The organism is Methylomarinovum tepidoasis (genome assembly GCF_030294985.1).
Lineage (GTDB): Bacteria > Pseudomonadota > Gammaproteobacteria > Methylococcales > Methylothermaceae > Methylohalobius > Methylohalobius tepidoasis.
In genome coordinates, this window is the sequence record NZ_AP024718.1 from 2064294 (window position 1) to 2083695 (window position 19402).

General features: G+C 65.3%; 14 protein-coding genes. 9 read left to right on the forward strand and 5 right to left on the reverse strand.

The window, feature by feature from the left end:
- Positions 1-50 precede the first annotated feature (50 nt).
- On the forward strand, positions 51-2603 hold the full coding sequence (locus tag MIN45_RS10435) for an EAL domain-containing protein (protein WP_286292033.1): 2553 nt from the start codon (positions 51-53) through the stop codon (positions 2601-2603).
- 6 nt (positions 2604-2609) lie between these two features.
- On the opposite strand, the gene MIN45_RS10440 is transcribed toward MIN45_RS10435, so the two are convergent.
- Positions 2610-3236, reverse strand: coding sequence for an ANTAR domain-containing response regulator (locus MIN45_RS10440; RefSeq protein ID WP_286292035.1), 627 nt, complete (start codon positions 3234-3236; stop codon positions 2610-2612).
- Positions 3237-3270: 34 nt separating this feature from the next.
- On the opposite strand from MIN45_RS10440, the gene MIN45_RS10445 reads away from it, so the two are divergent.
- Positions 3271-4323 (forward strand): PAS domain-containing sensor histidine kinase, encoded by a 1053-nt coding sequence (locus MIN45_RS10445; RefSeq protein ID WP_286292036.1) that lies wholly within the window; start codon positions 3271-3273, stop codon positions 4321-4323.
- Here the strand turns inward: MIN45_RS10445 and MIN45_RS10450 are convergent.
- Complete coding sequence (locus MIN45_RS10450; RefSeq protein ID WP_286292037.1) at positions 4277-6139, reverse strand: putative bifunctional diguanylate cyclase/phosphodiesterase; 1863 nt, start codon at positions 6137-6139, stop codon at positions 4277-4279. The genes MIN45_RS10445 and MIN45_RS10450 overlap by 47 nt on opposite strands.
- 109 nt (positions 6140-6248) lie before the next feature.
- On the opposite strand from MIN45_RS10450, the gene MIN45_RS10455 reads away from it, so the two are divergent.
- Complete coding sequence (locus tag MIN45_RS10455; RefSeq protein WP_286292038.1) at positions 6249-7520, forward strand: glycosyltransferase family 4 protein; 1272 nt, start codon at positions 6249-6251, stop codon at positions 7518-7520.
- Positions 7517-8698, forward strand: coding sequence for an MFS transporter (locus MIN45_RS10460; RefSeq protein WP_286292039.1), 1182 nt, complete (start codon positions 7517-7519; stop codon positions 8696-8698). The genes MIN45_RS10455 and MIN45_RS10460 overlap by 4 nt, the downstream gene beginning before the upstream one ends.
- On the opposite strand, the gene MIN45_RS10465 is transcribed toward MIN45_RS10460, so the two are convergent.
- Entirely contained in the window at positions 8659-9297 is a 639-nt protein-coding gene (locus tag MIN45_RS10465) for a MarC family protein (protein WP_286292040.1), read from the reverse strand. The two genes, MIN45_RS10460 and MIN45_RS10465, sit on opposite strands and share 40 nt — an antisense overlap.
- Before the next feature lie 19 nt (positions 9298-9316).
- Positions 9317-10264 (reverse strand): 1-phosphofructokinase family hexose kinase, encoded by a 948-nt coding sequence (locus MIN45_RS10470; RefSeq protein ID WP_286292041.1) that lies wholly within the window; start codon positions 10262-10264, stop codon positions 9317-9319.
- Positions 10265-10386: 122 nt separating this feature from the next.
- Between MIN45_RS10470 and MIN45_RS10475 the strand changes: the two genes are divergently transcribed.
- From MIN45_RS10475 to MIN45_RS10495, 5 genes are all read left to right on the forward strand, one after another.
- Positions 10387-11190, forward strand: a complete 804-nt coding sequence (locus MIN45_RS10475) for a sulfite exporter TauE/SafE family protein (protein WP_286292043.1) — start codon at positions 10387-10389, stop codon at positions 11188-11190.
- A gap of 76 nt (positions 11191-11266) precedes the next feature.
- Positions 11267-11887, forward strand: a complete 621-nt coding sequence (locus MIN45_RS10480) for a SagB/ThcOx family dehydrogenase (protein WP_286292046.1) — start codon at positions 11267-11269, stop codon at positions 11885-11887.
- Between the two features lie 89 nt (positions 11888-11976).
- Positions 11977-12786 (forward strand): ZIP family metal transporter, encoded by an 810-nt coding sequence (locus MIN45_RS10485; protein ID WP_286292047.1) that lies wholly within the window; start codon positions 11977-11979, stop codon positions 12784-12786.
- A 1-nt stretch (position 12787) separates the two neighbouring features.
- A complete protein-coding gene (locus MIN45_RS10490; RefSeq protein ID WP_286292049.1) occupies positions 12788-14092 on the forward strand; it encodes a DNA recombination protein RmuC in 1305 nt (434 codons plus the stop codon).
- A 13-nt stretch (positions 14093-14105) separates the two neighbouring features.
- Positions 14106-17426 carry a mechanosensitive ion channel domain-containing protein gene (locus tag MIN45_RS10495; protein ID WP_286292050.1) on the forward strand — a complete coding sequence of 1107 codons (3321 nt, stop codon included), beginning with the start codon at positions 14106-14108 and terminating at the stop codon, positions 17424-17426.
- Between the two features lie 71 nt (positions 17427-17497).
- On the opposite strand, the gene ltrA is transcribed toward MIN45_RS10495, so the two are convergent.
- Positions 17498-18811: a group II intron reverse transcriptase/maturase gene (gene ltrA, locus MIN45_RS10500; RefSeq protein ID WP_286292052.1), complete on the reverse strand. Its 1314-nt coding sequence runs from the start codon at positions 18809-18811 to the stop codon at positions 17498-17500.
- Positions 18812-19402: the final 591 nt, after the last annotated feature.

Genomic DNA, 19402 nt, shown 5'->3' on the forward strand with positions numbered 1-19402 from the left:
ATTCTAGGATTCCGGCGCAGTGCCGCTCGGATTCTGTGCCGGAGACCGAAATGCTGGAAATGAAATCGTTCGAACGCTATCCCGAGATGGAAACGCCCGACTCCGAGGAAATCCGCCAGCGCAAGGACTTCCTGGGGTTCACCGCCAAAGATCAGGCGCTGCTGCGGCGCTACCGCCACCTGCTGCTGCCCTGCGCCCACACCTTCGTGCACGCCTTCTACCGCCACCTCGGCCGCTTCCCGCCGCTCAAGCGGCTATTGTCCAATCCAACCCGCCTGGGGCGCCTGCGCGCCAGCCAGCAGCGCTATTTCCGCAGCCTGCTGCAGGACCGCTGCGACGCCGCCTACATCCACGGCCGCCTCCGCATCGGCGAGGTTCACCACTGCATCGGCTTGGACCTGAAGTGGTACACCGGCGCCTACGCCCACTATCTCATCCATCTGCTGCCACGGCTGTGGCGCGATACCGACCTCGATGGCGACACCCGCGAAGCCCTCACCGCCGCCCTGATCCGCAAGGTCTTCTTCGACATGGGCCTGGGAATCGACACCTACGTGGAAGCGGACCGCCACCACATCGAACAACTCAGAACCTTCGCCGAACGCATCATCACCGCCGCCCCCTGCGGGCTGGCGGTCACCGACGCCCACCTGCGCATCCTCAGCGCCAATCCCAAATTCGCCGCACTATGCGGGACGGAATCCCCCGTGTCGGGAACGAAACTCACGGACCTGCTGCCGGTTCCCGATCTGGAGGCGTTGTGCACCGATCTGCTGCTGGCTCAGAAACACCACGAACTGCGCTTGGAACACGCCCGGAGGCTGTTGCAGATCGAAATCGCCCCCATCGCGCTGGGCGATCTGGTCGCCGGCAGCGGCCACTACGGTCTGATCTTCAGCCTCGAGGATCTGACCGAGCAGACCGCGCTGGAAACCCTCAGCCGGCAGCGCGGCGCTCACCTCAAAGCGGTTTTGAACAACATCCCCGACGGCATTTTGGTGTTCCGCGGCGACGGCACGGTGGAGTCCTGGAATCCGGTGGCCGAAACCCTGCTGGGCTATCGCGGCGAAGAACTGCAAGGCTGTGACATCGGCAAACTGCTGCTGCAACAGCGCTACCGGCCCCTGTTCGCCCACCAACTGCTGCAGCACCTGTGGCGGGAACGAAAACAGCGTCTGGAAGCCTTCGGCCAGCGCCGCGACGGAGCTCTGGTGCCGCTGGAGATCGCCGTGGACCGCATCCTCAGTAGCGACCCGCCCCTGTATCTGGCGGTGCTCCACGACCTCAGCGAGCGCAAACAGGCCGAGGCCGATCTCGAGCGTCTGGCTCACTACGATCCGCTCACCCACCTGCCCAACCGGGCCTTGTACCTGGACCGGCTGCGCCTCGAACTGGTGCGGGCCCGCCGCCATCCGCACCATCTGGCGGTGATGTTCCTGGACCTGGACGACTTCAAGAAGATCAACGACAGCCTCGGCCATCTGGTGGGCGACAAGCTGCTGCAGGGCGTGGCGCAGCGCCTGTGCCACGCCCTGCGGGAAAGCGACACCGTGGCCCGCTTCGGCGGTGACGAGTTCACCTTCATCGTCACCGACCTCGACAATGCCGAGGACTGGCGTCCCATCGCCGCCAAGCTCCTGGAGACCTTGCGGCAGCCGTTCCGGCTCGACGGCCGGGAACTGTTCGTCCGCGCCAGCATCGGCGTGAGCCTGTTTCCGGAGAACGGCGCCGATCCCCACACACTGCTGCGTCACGCCGATACCGCCATGTACCGGGCCAAGTTCGAGGGCCGTAACCGGGTCTGCCGTTACGATCCTGCTATAGAGGCCGAGGCCGATGCCCGGATCACCCTGGAAAGCGAGCTACATCGGGCCCTGGAACGGGGCGAGCTGAGCTTGGTCTATCAGCCCCAGGTAAAAGCCGCAGGCCGTCGCATCGCCGGCTGCGAGGTGCTGCTGCGCTGGCACAACGCCAAACTGGGGACCGTGGCGCCCCCGCGCTTCATCCCGGCACTGGAAAGGCTGGGGCTGATCGGCGCGGTGGGGGAATGGATTTTGCGAACCGCCCTGCACCAGGCCCAGCTGTGGCGGCAACGCTTCGGCGAGCTGCAGCTGGCGGTCAACGTTTCCAGCGTCCAGTTGAAGGATGCGGATTTCGCCGCCACGGTGCTGGCGCTGCTGCAGCGCACCGGCTTCCCTCCCCAAGCCCTGGAACTGGAGGTCACCGAATCCATCCTGATGGAATGCGGAGAGACGACGCTGGCCAACATCGACCGCCTCAAGCACGGCGGCGTGCAGCTAGCGATCGACGACTTCGGCACCGGCTATTCATCCCTCAGTTATCTGCACCAGTTCCCTTTCGACACCCTCAAGATCGACCGCAGCTTCGTCCAGAACCTGCACCACAGCCGTAACCGGGAACTGGCCCGTCACATCATCGGCCTCGGCCACACCCTCGGGCTCAATGTGGTGGCCGAGGGGGTGGAAACCGATGCCCAGCGGGAGATTCTCAGGGAACTGGAATGTGATCTGCTGCAGGGATATCTGTTCTACCGCCCCCTGCCAGCAGGGCAGTTCGAGGCCGCCCTGCGACAACAGGGCTGAGGGGAATCAGCGCTGGGTTTTGGCACTGCGATGGTCTTCGAGAAAGCTGTTGACGGCCTCGGTCAGCTGCACCACCTGGGAGGCCAGATCCCGGACCTTGCAGCGGTGGTGGCGGGCACGCTGGCGCAGGCGTTCGTATGCAACCTGGCGGGAGAGGCGGAAACGCTCCATGAGCACGCCGACGGCGACGTTGATCTCACGGTTGCGTTCCAGCGCCTGCTGCAGCTTCGCCTCCCGCTCCCGCAGCGCTGCCAGATCGCGGGCCCTGCAGACAGCGAGCTCCAGCGCCGGCACCAGATCCTGAACGTTGCACGGCTTGGTCAGGTAGCCCAGCCCGCCGGCCGCAGCAGCCGCCTCGATGGCGTCACGGTCGTCATAGGCGGACAGAAACAGGCTGGCGACGCCGAATTCTTCCTGCAGACGCCGAGCCAAGGCGGGACCGTCGATTCCCGGCAGGCGCACGTCCACCAGGGCCAAATCCGGCCGCTGCCGCTTCACTCGTGCCAGTGCCTCCTCGGCGTCGGCCGCTTCCATCACCTCATAGCCGAGTTTTCCCAACCCCTGGGCCAGGGTGGACAGGATGAGGCGATCATCGTCCACCACCAGGATCTTTCGCTGCCTCTTTTCCGTCATAACCTTAAATTTCCAGTGGTTGCAATGAATCATTATGAGCAAAGCGATTTCCGATGCCAAGCACGTGTTTACGACCTGCGACTGTTACGATGCCGATCTCATCGGCGTCCTCCATCTCAATGATGAAGGGGTGATCGAGGCGGCCAACACCTACGTCCGCAAATTGCTGGGAATGGCCGGTGAACAGCCGTGCGGCCGCCGCTGGCAGGATCTATGCCGGCCGGAAGAATATCACGCGGTCTGCGACTGGTGGCGTCAGCTGCTGCAGGAAGGCAAGGCCACGATGCTGGAGGTTTGCCTGCAGCGCACCGGCAAAGCGCCCTGCCCGGTCCTGGTTTCCGGCCGCAGGAACGGACCCGGCCGGGTGATGCTGCTGGTGCTCGACATCAGCCGGCAGCGAGCCAGGGAAGCCGAGGTGCTGGAGCGCGAACGCCGCCAGCGCAACCTGCTGATCCGGGAGATCCACCACCGGATCAAGAACAACCTCCAGGGCATCGTCGGCCTGTTGCAGAATCAGTTGCTCGAGCATCCAGAGCTGGCGTCGCTTCTGGAAACCCCGATTCGCCAGATCAATTCCATCGCCCTCACCTACGGCCTGCGCAGCTGCCAGGAAGATGACAAAATTTACCTCTGCGACCTGGTGCGGGTGGCGGCCCGGGCCTGCGACCGCACCCATCCGATCCCCCTGACGCTGGACGTGCCCCGGTACTGCAACATCGTGGTCAACGACAACGATGCGGTTGCCATCGCTCTGGTCCTCAACGAACTCCTGTTCAACGCCGCCAAACACGGTCACACGCCCACCCCGCAGATTTCCCTGCATCTGCGCCGCAGCGGCGAGAAGGCCGTCGTCACCGTCCGCAACCGCTGCCAAGGATCGCGGCTAACAGCGGACCTCAACCGTCCCGAAACCCTGGGCACCGGCCTGCAGCTGGTCCAGGGGCTGCTCCCCAAGGATGGCAGCGCGCAGCTGCGTCTGTTCCAGCAGGATGACGAAGTGATCGCTGAATTGAGGCTGCGGCCGCCGGTGGTGAAACTGGTCACCTCAGCAAAACAGCCGCCGCCTCCGGCGCCAACGGCCGGCTGAAGAAATAGCCCTGCAGCAGATCGCAGCCTTCGCGGACCAGGAAATCCCGCTGCACTTCCGTCTCCACGCCTTCGGCGACGACTTCCAGTCCCAGGGCGTGACCCATGGCGACGATGGTGCGGACGATGATTTCGTCGTTGCGGTCGGCCGGAATGTCGCGCACGAAGGAACGATCGATCTTGAGGCGGTCGATGGGCATGCGCTTGAGTTGTGCCAGGGAGGAATGACCGGTGCCGAAGTCGTCCATTGCCACCGTGATCCGCTCTTCCCGGAGCAGCGCCAATTCCTCCAGCGCCTGGCTGTCGCCATCCATCAGCAGGCTTTCAGTCACTTCCAGCTCCAGCCGTTCCGGCGGAAATCCCCAGCGCCGCAGCCGGCTCAGCAGGGCTGCGGCATAACCGCTCTGCAACTGCTTGACCGATACGTTCAAGGCCAGCCGGAAGGGTGCGGCGCCCTGCCGCCACCAGTCCAGGCACTGACGGCAGGCGGTTTCCAGCACCCAGTCCCCGATCTCGCCGATCCAGCCGGTTTCTTCAGCCAGGGGGATGAAGTCCAGCGGCGGAATCCAGCCTTTGTGCGGATGCTGCCAGCGGATCAGGGCTTCGAAGCCGGCGACGTGGCCTGCGGGGGTGAACAGGGGCTGATAGGTCAGTTGGAACTGGTCTTCGGCGAGCGCCCGGTGGATGTCCTCCACCAGCGCGGTGCGGGCCTCGATCCTGGCCGCAAGCTCCCGGCGGTAATGGATGTAACGGCCACGCCCCTGGGCCTTGGCCTCGTAGAGGGCGAGATCCGCCTGCTTGTGAAGGGTGGTGAAATCCTCTCCGTCCTCGGGAAACAGGCTGATGCCGATGCTGGCCGAGAGGCGGTACTGGTGTCCCTGAACCGTCACCGGCAGTTTGACGGCCTCCAGGACCCAGCTGGCGAAGTGATGAACTTGCAAAGGATCGGTCACCGCCGTCAGCAGGAGCACAAATTCGTCGCCGCCGAGGCGGGCGATTGCGCTTTCGTCCTCGACCAGGGCGCGCAGGCTGTCGGCCACCTGGCGCAGCACGGCATCGCCGGCCCGGTGGCCGAGGGTTTCGTTGATGTCCTTGAAGTGATCGAGATCGATGAACAGCAATGCCACCTGTTCGTTCCGGTGCCGGGCCCGTTGGACGGCGGCCTGCAGATTCCGCTCGAACAGCCGCCGGTTGGGCAGGCCGGTCACGCTGTCGTAATGGGCCTGCCGCCACAGACGCCGCTGCTCGCGCTCGCGCCGGAGCACGATACCCGCCAGATAGGCGGCGGTTTCCAGCAGCAGGCGGTGAAATTCGCTGGGTTTGCGCTTCTCGAAGCTCGACAGCGCCATGGAACCGACCACTTCGCTGCCGATGCGGATCGGCATGGACCAGCAGGCGCGCAGATTGAATTCCTCGGCGAAACGGCGGAAATCCTCCCCGGACCAGCGGGGATCGACCCGAGTGTCGCACACGAACTGGGGCTCTCCCTTGAACACCGCGGTACCGCAGGAGCCGGCCCGTTCTCCGGGCACCAGGCCGTTCAGGGCTTCGATGGCCTCCTGGGGAATGCTGGGGGCGGCGCGCACCTGCAGGCTTTCGCGGCGTTCGTCGTAGAGCATGACCGAGGCCACCGCGTTGGGCAACAGGGCTTCAGCACTGCGGCACAGCAGTTCCAAAGCCTGCTGGGCATAGTCGTTTTGGACGATCTCCGCCAGCACGTCGCGCTGCAGGCGCAGCAGGTGGTTGGCCTGCTCCGGAGTCAGGGAAACCGTCAGGCCCGAAGGTTGGGGGGCCGGAATGGAATAAAGATCGGCCATGTCAGCGTCCCGGTTCGAAGTTCGTGGGACAAGTTTAGCCGATCACATCCGTTGCCGCCGGATTTTGTCTATCCATTAAAATCATCCCCGTGTTCGAGGAGGATCTGCAATGGCGCAATATCACATCGGTTTCGTTTCCACCCGCCTGGCCGGTACCGACGGGGTGTCGCTGGAGTCGGCCAAATGGTCCCGAATTCTGGAACAGGCCGGCCATACCTGCTTCTATCTCGCCGGCGAACTGGACCGGCCGCCGGAGCGCTGTTACGTGGTTCCCGAGGCCCATTTCAAGCATCCCCTGATCCAACGCCTCAACACCGATCTGTTCGACGACATCCACCGCAGCCCTTCAACCTCGGAAACCATCGCCGCCCTGCGCCGCCGCCTGAAGCAACAGCTGCGGGATTTCGTGGAACGCTTCCGCCTCGAGATGCTCGTCATCGAGAACGCCCTGTCGCTGCCGATGAACGTGCCCCTGGGACTGGCCCTGACCGAATTCATCACCGAAACCCGTATCCCCGCCATCGCCCATCACCACGATTTCTATTGGGAACGCAGCCGCTACGCCCTCAATGCCGCCGAGGACTATCTCAAGGCCGCCTTCCCGCCGGCGATGTCGTTCCTCCACCACGTGGTCATCAACTCCTATGCCGCCGAACAGGTGGCGCTGCGCACCGGGATGCGCTCCACCCTGATTCCCAACGTCATGCCGTTCGAAACCCCGCCCCCGCCGCCGGATGCGGTCACCGCATCCCTGCGGGCTGAACTGGGAATCGGCGCCGACGAGATCCTGCTGTTGCAGCCCACCCGCATCGTACCGCGCAAGCGCATCGAACGCGCCATCGAGCTGGCCCGTAAACTGGAACGGCCGTGCTGCCTGCTCATCACCCATTCCAGCGGCGACGAGGGGGACGCCTACCGCCAGTATCTGGCCGAATACGCAGAGCTGCTGGGGGTGAAGGTGCTGTTCGCCGCCGAACGTTTCAACCACGTACGCGGCACCACTACCGACGGCCGCCGTATCTTCTCCCTGGCCGACGCCTACCACGCCGCCGACCTGGTCACCTATCCTTCTACCCTGGAGGGCTTCGGCAACGCCTTCCTGGAGGCGATCTACTACCGCAAGCCCCTGTTCATGAGCCGTTACGAGATCTTCAAGATCGACATCCAGCCCAAGGGTTTCCAGGTATTGGCCTTCGACGATTTCATCGACGACGGCACGGTGGCGGCGGTGCGGGAACTCCTCGACCACCCACAGAAGATACAGGCGATGGTGGAAACCAATTACGAACTGGGGCGGCGCCACTTCTCTTTCGAAGTGCTGCGCCGACGCCTGTGCCCGCTGGTGACCCAAAGCTGCGAAGCAGGCAGCTACCGGCTGTGAGGCTGCCGCGCACCGTCGTCGTTCTCGGACTGGTGTCGTTCCTTAACGATGCCGCCAGCGAGATGATCACCCCGCTGCTGCCGGTGTTTCTGACCGCGGTGCTGGGAAGCGGGGCGGCAGTGGTCGGACTGGTGGAAGGGGTGGCCGAGGCCAGCGCCAGCTTCCTCAAGATCGTCTCCGGTCGGCTGGCGGACCGCGGCTGGCGCCACAAACGCCTGGTGCTGGGGGGTTACGCCCTCTCCAATCTGTGCCGCCCTCTCATCGGCCTGGCGACCGCCTGGCCGTGGGTGCTGGGGCTGCGCTTTCTCGACCGTATCGGCAAGGGAGTACGCACCGCCCCCCGCGACGCCCTCATCGCCACCGCCACCCCCGAGCCGCTGCGCGGCCGGGCCTTCGGTTTCCACCGCGCCCTGGACAACGCCGGTGCGGTGGCCGGCCCGCTGCTGGCCTTCGCCCTCCTGCGGCAGGACGTACCGATGACCCAGGTGTTCCTGTGGTCGGCCCTGCCGGGCGTGCTGGTGCTGGCGCTGCTGGCATTCGGCCTGGAGGAGCCAGCCCGACCAGCGGCGCCCAAGCTCCCGCCTTTGCGCTGGCGCGCCCTCGATCCCCATCTGCAGGGATTGATCCTGGCCGGTGGCGCCCTCGCCCTGGCGGCGGCACCGGAAGTGTTCGTGGTGCTGTGGGCCACCGCACGGGGCCTGGAGATCGCTTGGGTACCGCTGCTGTGGGCAGCGGCCAGCGCCATCAAGACCCCACTGGCGCTGCTGGGCGGGGAGGTGTCGGACCGGCTCGGCCGCCGGGCCGTGCTGCTGGGGGGCTGGGGCGTGCGGGTGGCGATGCTGGTGGCCCTCGCCCTGGCCCATGACGGCGTCTGGCTGACCTGGACCCTGTTCCTGGGCTACGCCGGCAGTCTGGCCTTGACCGAAGGCCCGGAACGGGCTCTGATCGGCGATCACGCCCCGCCTGCCCGCCGGGCCACCGCTTACGGCCTGTTCCACATGGTGGTGGGACTGGCCGCCCTGCCCGGCGGACTGCTGTTCGGCACTCTGTGGCAGTGGTGGGGGTCGGCCGTCGCCTTCCTGTGTTCGGCGGCGGTCACCGCGTTAGCCGCTGCCATCCTGGCCTGGCTGACCCGGCGTCAGCCCATCTTCAGGCCCGCCAGCCCCGGGAACAGCTGAATCAGGCCGTCGGCGATGATCTGCACCGAGATCGCCGCCAGAATCATTCCGGCGATCCGGATCAGGACGTTGGCGCCGGTCGCCCCCAACCAGTCGACGACCGGCTCGGCCTTGCGCAACAACCACCACAGTATCCCCATGACCACACCGGCCACCAGGGTCAAACCGATCCTGCCGCCGATGCCGCCGGCCTGGTCCGCCAGCAGGACCGCCATGCTCAACACGCCGGGCCCCACCATCAACGGTATCGCCAGCGGTACGATGGCGATGCTTTCCCGTTCGGCCGCTTCCTCGGTTTCCGCCGGGGTGCGCTCCAGGGCGCTGGGTCTGGCCTGCAGCATCGCCATCGCCATCACCAGCATCATCAAACCGCCGCCGACGGCGAAGGCGCCAATACTGATACCCAGCAGACTCAGCAGCAGTTCACCGAACCAGACCGCTACCAACAGGAAGACGGTGGCGGCGAGCACCGCCTTATGGGCGATGGCCCGGCGCTCCTCCGCAGGGCGACCGGCGGTCAAGGTCAGAAAGTAGATCGTGCTGTCGATGGGATTGACCACCACCAGCAGACTGATCAGAGCCTTGAACAGAAACAGCATCTTTCACTCCTCTGGATCGTTATCGTCGTGTCCGCTTATCGATGACGGTGACCTCGACCTGTTGCAAGAGTTCGGGCAGCCGCTCCGGGTCGAACAGCTCGGTGCCCGGCTGCATCACCGTGCCGGCACTGCAGGCCACCGCCAGGCGCAGGATCTCGGCTGTATCCATCTCCCGGGCGAAACCGGCCACCAGGGCCGCGACCATGGAATCCCCCGCTCCGACGGTGGAGCGGACCGGCACCCGGGGGGGACGGGCGTGCCACAGCCGGTGGCCGTCGAAGAGCACGGCCCCCTCGCCCCCCAGGGAGACGCACCAGTAGTTGATACCGTATTCTTTCAGCTGCGGCAGCACGCCCGCCACTGTGTCGGCGTCGGGCAGCGGTCGTCCCACCAGCTGTTCCAGCTCGTAGCGGTTGGGTTTGACCAGGAAAGGATGCGCCTGAACTCCAAGACGCAACAGCTCGCCGTGGGCATCCAGCACCGGCCGCCCCCCCTGGGCGCGGATGCGGCCCACCAGCTGGGCATAGACGTCTGGCCCCACTCCCGGCGGCACCGAGCCGGTGACCACCCCGCAGCCTTCCCCCACGTAATCCACGAAGGTGTCCAGCAGGTCGTCGAGCCGGTCCGTTCCCAGGTGCGGACCGATGCCGCTGACCTCGTACTGGCTGCCGCTGGCTTGCTCCAACAGGGTGCAGTTGATGCGGGTTTCGCCGGCGATGCGAATGTAGGCGGGATCGTCGAGATGGCGCTGCAGCAGACGTTCGAGAAACAACCCCGTCTCCCCGGCGAGGACGCAGAAGGTCCGCGCTGGCACTTGCAGCCGTTTCAGGGCCCGGCTGACGTTGATGCCGTTGCCGCCGGGATCGTAGCGGGTGGCGGCGGCATGGACCTTGTAGTCGGGAATCAGACGGTCGATGTCATAGGTGACGTCGATGGCGGGATTCAGGGTCAGGGTCGCGATCGGCATGGCAGGAAGGCTCCCGTTTCTCAATCGCGATCACTATACCCCCGCCCGCGCCGCAGGCAAAACAGACTTGCAGCGATGGCGGCGATCCACTACGGTTGCACGAAAAACCCTCGGGGCATGTCGTGACGCCGTTGAATCTGTTGCTGATGCTGCTGTTGTTCGTGACCGCCGCCGTGTTCGCCATGTTCGGCCAGGGCGGCGGGGCGGTGTACACGCCGCTGCAGGTGCTGTTCGGCGTTCCCTTCCATACCGCCGCCGCCACCAGCCTGTTTCTCATCATGACCGGTGCCCTGGCCTCTTTGCCGGTCTATCACCGCGCCCGCCTGATCGACTGGCAGCTGGCCCTGATCCTGGAAACGGCGGCGATGGGCGGCAGTTTCGGCGGCGGCCTGGTCTCCGAGCGCTTCTCCCCCCAGTCTTTGACCCTGACCTTCGCCGTTCTCATCGCCATTGCCGGCGTGGTGACCCTCGCCGACATCCGCCTGGAAACCTGCGCCCGCCTTCCCAGTTTCGCCACCCGCTACTGCTGGCAACGCCGCCACGGTGACAGCCACTACCGAGTCAATCTGCTGCTGGGGCTGCCGCTGGCGGGCCTCGCCGGTTTCGCCAGCGGCCTGCTGGGCATCGGCGGCGGGCTGTTCCTGGTACCGCTGATGGTGCTGGTGCTCAACGTGCCGATCGAGATCGCCATCGGCTCCAGCGCCCTGATGGTGGGACTGACCGCCGCTGCCGGTTTCAGCGGCCACACCCTGACCGGCCACTGGGATTGGCGCGCATCCCTGTTGTTCGCCGGTGCCGCGTTCCTGGGCGCTCGCCTCGGCGCCCACCTGACCACGCGCATCGACAAACACCGCATCCAACCGCTGTTCGGCGCCTTTCTGCTGGGACTGGCGGGGTTGATGCTGCTGAGGATCGCCTTGACCTAGGCAGGCACCGACACGCACAACCCTGTCATTCTGGCGTATCATCCTTTCCAGCGCCACATGCGAGGAGGATAAAGCCATGCCCTTCGTTCCCGGTCGGGTTCAGACGACCCCCTTGCCTCAGCCGCAACTGGAAAACACCATCACGCTGGAACAAGCCCTTTTGCGGCGCCGTTCCGTCCGCAGTTACCAACCTGTACCCGTCACCCTGGCGGCCCTGGGGCAGCTGCTGTGGGCCGCCCAGGGGATCAGCGGCCGTGAGGGATTCCGTACCGCCCCTTCCGCCGGCGCCCTCTATCCACTGGAAGTACTGCTGGCGGTAAGCCGCTGCGACGAACTGGCGCCCGGGCTGTACCATTACCGCCCCCTTAGCCACGATCTGGTCCTGTGGCGTCCCCGGGATCACCGTCCCACCATCGCCGCAGCCGCCCTGGACCAGGAATGCTTACACGAAGCGGCCGCCATCCTGGTCATCACCGCGGTACCGGCGCGGACCGCGGTCAAATACGGGACCAGGGCGACACGTTACGTCCATCTGGAAGCCGGGCACGCGGCCCAGAACGCCTGCCTCCAGGCCGCCGCCCTAGGGCTGGGGACGGTGACCGTCGGCGCCTTCGACGACATGGCGCTGGCGGAGGCGCTGGCCCTGCCGGAGGCGGTCGAACCGGTCTATCTATTGCCGGTCGGCGTGCCGGTTTGAAACGATCACGCTAGAGGTTCGAATTTGGTCCAAGCACTGGCCAGACGGTAAACTTGCAGGATTCTTCGTTCACTCGACAAGGATTGCCCATGTCCGCCTGGTCTTCAGCTTTTGCCTTCGCCCTCGTCGCCTTTCTCGGAGCGCTCGGAGCCGGCCTGGCCCCCCGTTATCTGCCTGCTTTCAAGGCCGGACACTGGCCGGCGACCACTGCCATCGCCGCAGGTCTCCTACTGGCCTCGGCGATGGTGATCGTGATCCCGGAAGGTTTCGAAATGCTGTTCATGCTGCACGCCCCCAACACCATCCCCCATTCGGACACTTTTTTGACCCTGCCTCCGGTGCTGGCTTCCGGCCTGGCGATCCTCGGTGGATTTCTGCTGATGCTGGGACTGGAATCCTGGGGGATCGGACATGAGATCGAAAGCCCTGGCGATCCCACCCCGCTCCTGTCCCTGGGATTGGCGTTGCACGCCCTGACCGACGGCCTGGCCATCGGCGCCAGCATCGCCACCGGCCTGATGGCGGTCAGCGTACCGATCCTGACCGCGGTGATGGTCCACAAGCTGCCGGTGGCCTTCGGCCTCGGCGCGTTTCTGTGGCGGAAAGAAAATCCTGCCTCCGATCCCTGGCGTCAGCTGCTGCGCTTCAGCCTGGCCACCCCTGCCGGCCTGCTGATCACTTTTCTGTTTCTGCACCGGCTGTCCCACGAGTGGATCGGCCTGCTGCTTTTGTTCTCCGGCGGCACCTTCCTGTACGTGGCAGCGGTGGACGTGCTCAGCCACATCCGCCAGGACCAGCCGCCCCCGGTGCTGTTCCGCCGCATCCTCATCGGCGTGATCATCCTGGTGACCCTCCTGATCCTGTTCCACAATCTCGGCTTCGAAGAATCGCACCTTTGACATGCCGCCTTTCGATCCCACCTGGCTGATCCCCTTTGCCTTCGGCCTGCTGCTTGGCGCCCTGCTCACCGCCCTGCTGCAGCAGAAGCGCTTAAGCCGCCGGGAACAGGACCTGGCCCTGACCGAACACCGCAACCGACAGCTGGCGACCGAACTCGAATCCCTCCGCAACCGCCTCAGGGAGCTGGAAGGCGAGCGCGAGCGCCTTATGACCCGCAACACCGAGCTCGAAACCCGGCTGGAAGCCCAACGCCGCCACAACGAGGAAAAACTGGCCGAACTGCACCAGGCCCGCGCCCAGCTCAAGGCCGAGTTCGAGGCCCTGGCCGCCCGCATCCTGGAGGAAAAGGGCCGCCAGTTCAGCGAGCAGAGCCGCCACAGCCTCGATCAGATTCTGGCTCCGGTACGCGAGCAGCTCCAGGAATTCCGCCGGCGTATCGACGCCATCCACAGCGAGGAACAGAAACAGCACGGCTCCCTGCTGCAGGAACTCAGGCGCCTCCAGGAGGCCAATCAGAAACTCGACGAGGAGGCCCGGCGCCTGGCCCGGGCTCTGAAGGGCGACAGCAAGGCCCAGGGCACTTGGGGGGAGATCGTGCTGGAGACGGTGCTGGAGCGCTCCGGGCTGCGGCAGGGGCAGGAGTACGAGGTCCAGGGCAGCTTCCGCGACGCCGACGGCAAACTGCTGCGCCCGGACGTCATCGTCCGTCTGCCGGAGGGCAAGGACATCGTCATCGACTCCAAAGTCTCCCTGAGCGCCTGGCAGGAATACGTCAACGCCGACGGGGACAGCGGCCGCCAAGCCGCCCTCAAGCGTCACCTGGAATCCATCCGCCGCCACATCGACCAGCTCAGCGCCAAGAACTACGAAGACCTTCCCAGCCTCAACTGCCTCGACTTCGTGCTGATGTTCGTGCCCATCGAGGCCGCCTTCAGCGCCGCCTTCCAGGCCGACCCGGACCTGTTCGCCCGCGCCTTCGAAAAGCGCATCATCGTCGTCACTCCCACCACTCTGCTGGCGACCCTGCGCACCATCGAGAACCTATGGCGTTTCGAGCGCCAGCAGGAGAACGTCCGGCACATCATCGAGCGTGCCGGCAGGCTGTACGACAAGCTGCGCGGCTTCCTCGAAGATTTCGAGAAAATCGGCCAGCAGCTGCAGTCCACCCAGAACACTTACAGCCAAGCCCGCAACAAGCTCACCGACGGCCGCGGCAACCTGATCCGCCAGGCCGAAATGCTGGTCGATCTGGGGGTGCCGGTAAAAAAACGGCTGCCCGATCTGCAACCCCCGAAGGCGGACTGAGGTGCGGCGTTACTTGGCGCTTTTTCTCCTGTTCGTGCTCGCCGGATCCGGCTGGGGCACGCCCCAGGCGCCGGATGCGGCCCGGATCGAGGCGCTGCGTCAGACTATCGAATCCTCCACCCTGGAGGAGAAGGACCGCAAACAGGCGCTGGAATGGCTCGGTCAGGCCCAACAATGGTTGCAGCAGGCCCAGGCGGCAAAAGCGGCCCAGGAGGAAATCCGCCGCCAGGTGCGCAACGCCCCCCAGCGTCTCAAGACCCTCGAACACCGCATCGCTCACCCCGAATCCCTGACACACCACTGGCCACCTCTCAAGCCCACACAACCGCTGGCGAAGCTCGAGGTCCAGCTGGCCGAGGAGGAGGCGGCCCTGGCCCGGGCCGAGGAACGGCTGCGACAGCAGGAGCAGCGCCTGGCCGACCTGCTGGAGGCAGCCGCCACCGGCAGTCAGCAGATCACCGATCTCGAACGCCAGCAGCAGGAGGTGAACCAGGAACTGGCGACCCTGCCAGAAACCAGCACCGCCCCCCTGCAACGCGCCCGGCGCCTGTCCCTGAAGGCGCGGCTGCAGTGGCTTCAGGCCGAACTGGCCCGTCTGCGACTGCGACAGACTCACCTGACCCTGCTGACACGCCTGGCCCGGGCCGAGCGCAATCTGCTCGCCATGGAGGTGGACCTGCGCCGCAAGCGGGTCGAAACCCTGCGCCGGCACGCTCAGCTGGCCCGTGAACATCAGGTATTCGGCGCCAGCCGGGAAGCGGCCGTCGCCCTCAAGACCGTCGAACCGGAAATCCGCCCGTTTCTGGAGAAGAACCTGCAGTTCTGGAACGAACTGAAACACTTGATGGAGGAGGACGAGCGGCTCGGGCGGAAGATCCAGGAGATCAAGCGCCGGCTCGACGAACTGCGACAGGATTTCGACCACATCCGCCAGGCCATCGAGTTGGCCGGCACCGACGAAAAGCTGGCCGAACAACTCTATCACCGCCTCCGCACCCTGCCCACGCTCGACACCTTTCACCGTGAAACCCTGCAACGCCACGCCCATCTCAAGCAGGCCGTCGTCCGCCGCTTCGAAATCGAGGAAGCCCTGCGGCGCCTGCGCGATACCGACACCGTAGTCGCCGACCGGCTGCAGCGGCTGCCCGAAGATCTGCCGGCCAACCAGCGGATGCTGCTGCGGGTACAGCTGCGCGAGGCCGTCACCAACCGCCGCAAGGCCCTGCAGGCGCTGCAACAGGAATACACTCGTCACATCCGGCTGCTGTCGGAGCTGGACGCGCTGGCGCAACGGTATTACGAACAGGTGCAGAGCTACCGCCACTTTCTGCAGCGTCAGCTGCTGTGGATTCCGGCACGCAAGCTGTTCCTGCAACCCAGCACCCTGCTCACCGCCATCGCGGATGTCCTCGATCCGGCGCATCTACAAACGGTGGCCCGATCCCTGGTGCGGACCTTGCGTCAAGACCCCCTGCCACCGGCATCGACCGTCGCCCTGGCCCTGACGCTGCTGGGTCTGCGTTCCTGGCTGTACCGGGATCTGCAGCAACTGGGACTGACCACCCGCAGCGTCCGCAGCGATCGTTTCCTCAATACCCTGCGCGCCTTCGGCGACACCTTGCTCCTCGCCGCTCCGCCGCCCTTGCTGCTGTCCGGCCTCGGCTGGTGGCTGCGACGTCATGCGTTCACCGATCCGGCCCTGACCGACCTGGCCGGCGGTCTGCTGCTGGCGTCCCGGCCCGCCTTCACCCTCGGCGTGCTGCGCCAGATCTGCCGTCCCGAAGGACTGGCCGTACGCCACCTGCGCTGGCTCCAGGTCACCCGGGAACAACTGTGGCGGCAGCTGGGCTGGTTCTATGGCTGGGCGGTCCTGTGCACCTTCGTCATCGGCGCCACCGGCAGCCCCAGTCTCACTCCCCTGTCCCTGGGGCTGGGACGACTCACCTTCATGGCGCTGATGGTCTCGATCGCCTTCATGATCTGGCGGCTGTGGCGGCGCCACGGCCCGATTCTGGAGCAACTGGCCAAATCGCGTCCGAGCTGGGTGGTGAACTACCACAGCCTGTGGTTCCCCCTCGCCCTGGCGGTTCCCCTGGGGTTGGGGTTGCTGGCCCTGCTGGGCTATTACTACGCCGCCTTCTATCTGGCGGAGAAGGCTTTCCGAACCTTCTGGACCTTCGTCTTCCTGGTGATTCTGAAGGACCTGCTGCTACGCTGGCTCCACCTCACCGAACGGCGATTGCGCTACCAGGAAATCCTGCGTCGCCGCGAGGCACAGCACGCGGAGGCGGGCGGCGAACTGCCGCCGGTGGAAGAGCCGGAAGTGGATTTCGTCCGCCTCAGCGAACAAACCCGCCGCCTGTTCGACATCGCCTTCTTCAGCGCCGCCTTCATCGGCCTGTGGATCGTCTGGCGGGATGCGGTGCCGGTGCTCAACGTTCTGGAGCAGGTCACCCTGCCGATGCACACCGTGCGCACCATCGGCGGCGTTCCCAAAGAAGTGCCGCTGACCCTCGCCGACCTGGTCACCGGCATCCTGCTGGGTCTGCTCACCATGCTCGCCGCCCGCAACCTTCCCGGCCTGCTGGAATTCGCCGTCCTGCGCTACCTGCCGCTGAGCCAGGGAACCCGCTACGCCTGGAGCGCCCTGACCCAGTATCTGATCGCGGCCCTTGGGATCTATCTGATATTCCGGGCTCTGGGAGTGCAATGGTCGGAGATCCAGTGGCTGATCGCCGCCCTGTCGGTGGGGCTGGGCTTCGGTCTCCAGGAAGTGGTGGCCAACTTCGTCAGCGGTCTGATCCTGTTGTTCGAACAGCCGATCCGGGTCGGCGACGTGGTGACCATCGGCGACGTCACCGGCACCGTCTCCAGAATCCGCATCCGCGCCACCACCATCCTCAACTGGGACCGCCAGGAGCTGGTCATCCCCAACAAGAACTTCATCACCGGCGCGTTCATCAACTGGACCCTGACCGACACCACCAACCGTATCGTGATTCAGATCGGGGTGTCCTACGGCTGCGACGTGGAAAAGGCGATGCGGATCGTCATGGAGGTGGCCAAGAGCCATCCGGAAGTGCTGGACGACCCCTCACCCCTGGTCACCTTCGAAAACTTCGGCGACAATTCGCTGCTTCTCATCCTGCGGGCTTATCTGGGCACTCTGGACAACCGCCTTTCCACCATCACCGACCTGCACCGGCAGATCTACCAGAGACTGGGAGAAGCCGGCATCGAGATCGCCTTCCCGCAGCGCGACGTGCATCTGGACAGCAAGGGACCTCTTCAGGTGGTGGTGCGTCAGGCGGATACCGGCGGCTCAGCCGGGTGACCGCGGGCGATTACTCACCCGCGGTTCCCACAGATCCGGACGTACCCGATTAAGGCATCCGGCTCCTCGGACTATGGCGTCGCTACGCGGCGGGCGATTCCGTGAACCAGGCGCGGTGGGGGGAGCGGGTAGCGTTTGTACAGCCGCCCAAAGTGGTCCCAGTTCATCCGTTCCCGGTTGCGGCGGGACAACCATTTGTACCAGCGCCGCCTGACCTCGTACAGGAACCGGGCCAGAGATTGGCTGTTGCCGACAATCCCATAGTAGGCATAATGCCCCTTGAGCTTGCGGCTCAATGCCGCTTGCTGGGCGGGAATCGGCCAGTGCCTGTGGCGCCGGCACCAGTGGTTGATCGCTTGCAGGGAGCGGCTGAGTCGGTCCCGGGCGGTCTTGCGTTTGACGACCCAGCGCCCTTTCCTTGAGCGTCCCCAGTAGTGGGTGAATCCCAGGTATTGGAAGCTCTGGCCTTTCCGTCGGGGTTTTCTGAAGTCGATCAGGCGGGTTTTGTCCGGATGCAGACGCAGGCCGTATTTGGCCAGGCGCTTGCCCAGCACGGCCAATACCCGCCGGGCGTCTTCTTCCCGTTCGAACACCAGTACCGCATCGTCGGCGAACCGGACTTCGAAGGCGCTGCCTTGCAGTCGCGGTTTGACCGCCTGCGCGAACCAGAGGTCGAGCACGTGATGCAGGTAGAGGTTGGCCAGCAGCGGGGAGATCACCCCACCTTGCGGTGTCCCCTGTTCGGGGTAGTGAAGCTGCCCGCCTTCCATGATTCCGGCATTCAGCCATTTACCGATCGCGCGGCAGATCACGCCGTCGCGTACCCTCTGCCCCAGAAAGTTCCGCAGCCAGTTCCGGTCCACGTCGTCGAAGAAGTTTTGGATGTCCAGGTCGATGACCCAGCCTCCGCCCATCGCCATCAGCCCGCCCCACAGCCGCTCCAGGGCCTGGTGGGCACCGCGTCCGGGCCGGAACCCGTAGGCGCAGTCGAGAAAGTCCTGCTCGAAGATGGGTTCCAATGCCATCAGCACCGCCCGTTGCAGTACCTTGTCTTCCAAGGTGGGAATGCCGATCGGGCGGGTCTTTCCCGTTCCCGGCTTGGGCAGGTGAACGCGCCGTACCGCAGGGGCCCGATACCGGCCGGTCTTGAACCGTTCCAGCAGGCGCGTCAGGTTCTCCTCCAAGTTGGCTGCGTATTGGGCTGCAGTCACGCCGTCCACCCCGGCGGCCCCGTCCTTGCGGGTGCGCCGCCAGGCTTCTTCCAGCCACACCACCTCGATGTGGTGGGCAATCGTGGTCAGTTCCAGCTTCGGTTCGATCCGGGCCAGTTCCGCTAGCTTCCGTTGTCGTGTTGAGATGTTCTCCTGGCTCGATGTCCCGGCCATCTGTCCCTCCGAAAGCCCCATCGTCCGACCTGCCGCTTCCCTCCGTCGGGTCCCTTGGGGCAGGTTCCCCGACTTCCCAGGTACTATCAGCAGGCTCCGATTGCTCGATCACCTTCCCAGCGCGCTCGGTTGCCTTCGCGCGCCGGTACCCTGAGTTGTGTCCTGTTCGCTTCCATCAGCCGGACACCAATCTGATGGACCTGGGCCTTTTCTCACACGGCGCCCGCACCGCTCTTCCCGCAGGGAGTGATCAAGCCCTCCCTTACTTCCCGGGCGACCCTTGCCTGCATGCCCCGCTCTTCGACCCCGGCGGAGGAATGATGCCAGGCCTGTACAGCACCACCCCTGTTGCCTTCCGTCCGTTCAACAACGTCGGCTCCGCATTCCGTACTTTCGAGGCTCCATCACGCAGCCTACAGGCTCCCTGTGTACGCTTCGCAGCCAGGATCACTCCTCGACCACGCAACACTCGGTTCCGGCTGGTGGCCAGCCTTGGCCGGACAGGACTTGCACCTGTCAGGTCGCTCTGAAGGTTTCAGCAATGTCTTTCCTTCTACATGACTTCCTCCTTCTCCAGGCTTGGCCTGGCGC